The sequence below is a fragment of the Falsihalocynthiibacter sp. CO-5D18 genome (assembly GCF_041205445.1).
Classification (GTDB): Bacteria; Pseudomonadota; Alphaproteobacteria; order Rhodobacterales; family Rhodobacteraceae; genus Falsihalocynthiibacter; species Falsihalocynthiibacter arcticus.
On the sequence record NZ_JBGFCF010000076.1, the window covers coordinates 1 to 631 of the forward strand.

The window sequence follows — 631 nt, forward strand, 5'->3', positions numbered from 1 at the left end:
CCTAACGCTCGATCTGTCCCCCGGATTTGGCTATACGGGGATTATTGTGGCCATGCTTGCGTTGCTCAATCCATTGGGCGTAGTGGTTGCTGCCTTGTTCGTCGCGGGCATATTTGTGGGCGCAGATAGCATGAGCCGTGCCGCCGATGTGCCGACCTATTTGGCCGATATCATGTTAGCAACATCGCTCCTCCTGATGGTTTTGGCGATTATGCTAACCCGCTTTCGCGTTGTGAGGGATTAGCGTCATGGAAATACTCGATATCCTTTTCACCGCCAGTTTTTGGGCCGCCGCGATCCGTATCGCCAGCCCGTTGATTTTCGCCACCCTTGGCGAGTTGATTTGCGAACGCGCTGGCGTCCTGAATCTTGGGATTGAAGGCATCATGGTTGCAGGCGCTTTTGCGGGCTGGATGGCCGTTTACTCGGGCACGGGCCTGTGGACGGGGGTTGGCGTTGCGATGCTCGTTGGCATGTGTTTTGGCCTGCTGCATAGCACGCTCACGGTACCGTTTGGCCTGTCGCAGCATGTGGTTGGTTTGGGCGTGACCTTGCTGGCGACGTCTTCGACATACTATGCCTATCGCCTTGCCTTGCCAGAGGTCACAAGCCCCCCCAAAATCGAGGCATT

1 protein-coding gene and 1 pseudogene are annotated in these 631 nt (G+C 56.4%); both read left to right on the forward strand.

What is annotated here, in order from left to right:
- A pseudogene (locus AB9F27_RS21960) lies at nt 1-244 on the forward strand (ABC transporter permease); the annotation flags it as partial.
- Between the two features lie 4 nt (nt 245-248).
- Nucleotides 249-631, forward strand: a 383-nt coding sequence (locus AB9F27_RS21965) for an ABC transporter permease subunit (protein WP_407067051.1), incomplete at its 3' end; no start/stop codon positions are given.